Genomic DNA, 1,534 nt, shown 5'->3' with positions numbered 1-1,534 from the left:
ATTGTCCGGAAGTTCCCTTCAGCCAGGCGCGGCAGTGATGCCGCAACCGGCTTTGCTTCTGAGGACTGCTCCAGTTTTTTGGCCTTCTCATTGGCCTGCTCCATCGTCATACAGGTATCGGATGTGGTGGCGTTACACTCAAATTCCGTACTGGTTCCGGCACAGCCGGAAAGTAATAAGGTCCCCAGCAGAGGAATAAATAAAGAAATCTGTTTCACTGTCCCTCACCTTTCTCATCGCAGTTCACAAAATCATTCTTCAAATCCCTGACCGTACAGGTTTTTACAATGTCAGGATTTTCAAAAACCGTATTCCGTGATGATTTATAAACATATGCCACAATGCGTTTCCCACCCGCATCAGGCTCTGGTGCACTGACTTCACATAACGGAGGTGTTATTCCGGACTCATACAGCACCGGATAATTTATTTTTTTGACGCTGCCATCAGAAACCAGCTTATTCATCGAAGGGTTCCTTATATTTCTGAATTCTTCATCACACCGACAGCAGTCATATTAAAATTGTCCGGCAATGACTCAGAACCGAATTTCTCCGGTGCAGGAAGTACGATTCTTGTGGCGCAGTTACTGAGAACAGCATGCATAAAATCATCTGACACGGTTTTACCCGGCACAGAGAGGGCTGTAATAACATTAATATTACGCATGTTCATTTTTATCTCCGTTGTTTCTGTTTGTTCTGTCATCAGGAAGATAAACAGGGCATTTCCTGATTTTTCCCGGCAGGGAAGCGTCTTCCGTATAAACGTCCTTCAGATATTCATCTGCGGTTACCACCCGGATACATTTCATTTTTCCGGGCAGCACCGGATATTTCCCGGTGATCGCTGCCAGCGAGACATACATCAGTGCCAGTGTTGCCCATAATGCGGTGACCAGTTGCATCAGTGACCGGTCAGTCTCCCTGACATAATCTGCAGCATCAGCCGCGCGGTAATGGCAGATATCCTGTATTTCTGATCTGCCTGAAGAATCAGAGGAAGAAAACCAGCATTCACTGACCGGGAACTGTCCGGCAGGTGCTGTTTGTCTTACGAAGTTAATCTCCTTAACCAGTAATTTCCCCGGCGTGGTGTTGTCCTTCCATAAAACAAACAGAGCCATCAGGGCCATTGTGGCCAGTGGCAGAATGACGATGTACTTCAGACACCAGAACAGTCCTCGCAGAACCCGGGCGACAACATACCGGGCGGCATGGCACGCCTGACGGGACGACATATTATTTGCCATCGTTGCCCCCTCCCTGGCTGCCGGACATAAACTGCTGCGGATTCAGGTTGCCCAGCTGCTTCAGCATCTGGTCAGTATTAAAGCCGTTAAGATGACTTTCAGCCGATGGCGGAACAGGAACCGGACTTTCCTGATTCTCTTCTTCCGCTCTGCTCTGCGTGCGTTCCAGCGCCATCTCTTCCACGGTTTTCAGCTGGAAGCCGTCCTGGAACACCACGGTCACTTCGTTGCCCGCACCAATCGGTATCACCGGGTGATACTGTTCGGCACGTTTGATGTAGT

The 1,534-nt window shown here is 49.1% G+C and carries 4 protein-coding genes and 1 pseudogene; all 5 read right to left on the bottom strand.

All coding sequences use genetic code 11. The annotated features are described in order from the left end of the window. Positions 1 to 218 (bottom strand): type IV conjugative transfer system lipoprotein TraV (gene traV / locus K0778_RS25970; protein ID WP_080095981.1); only part of this gene is annotated, 218 nt, incomplete at its 3' end. Beyond that, entirely contained in the window at positions 215 to 466 is a 252-nt protein-coding gene (trbG, locus tag K0778_RS25965) for a conjugal transfer protein TrbG (RefSeq protein ID WP_001038341.1), read from the bottom strand. The genes trbG and traV, both read right to left, overlap by 4 nt. Positions 467 to 477: 11 nt before the next feature. Further along, positions 478 to 675 (bottom strand): conjugal transfer protein TrbD, encoded by a 198-nt coding sequence (locus K0778_RS25960; RefSeq protein ID WP_001324648.1) that lies wholly within the window; start codon positions 673 to 675, stop codon positions 478 to 480. Then, a complete protein-coding gene (traP, locus tag K0778_RS25955; RefSeq protein ID WP_000002778.1) occupies positions 662 to 1,252 on the bottom strand; it encodes a conjugal transfer pilus-stabilizing protein TraP in 591 nt (196 codons plus the stop codon). Before traP ends, K0778_RS25960 begins: the two co-directional genes overlap by 14 nt. After that, a pseudogene (locus tag K0778_RS25950) lies at positions 1,242 to 1,534 on the bottom strand (conjugal transfer protein TraB); the annotation flags it as partial. The gene traP and the pseudogene K0778_RS25950, both read right to left, overlap by 11 nt.

The sequence above is a fragment of the Escherichia sp. XD33 genome (assembly GCF_019375075.1).
Taxonomy (GTDB): domain Bacteria; phylum Pseudomonadota; class Gammaproteobacteria; order Enterobacterales; family Enterobacteriaceae; genus Enterobacter; species Enterobacter flexneri_A.
This window is presented reverse-complemented; position numbering and strand designations above follow the sequence as displayed.

Excerpts from the sequence above, each read along its gene's own strand:
- trbG (WP_001038341.1), bottom strand. The coding sequence starts at position 466 with ATGAATAAGCTGGTTTCTGATGGCAGCGTCAAAAAAATAAATTATCCG.
- traP (WP_000002778.1), bottom strand. The coding sequence starts at position 1,252 with ATGGCAAATAATATGTCGTCCCGTCAGGCGTGCCATGCCGCCCGGTAT.
- K0778_RS25960 (WP_001324648.1), bottom strand. The coding sequence starts at position 675 with ATGAACATGCGTAATATTAATGTTATTACAGCCCTCTCTGTGCCGGGT.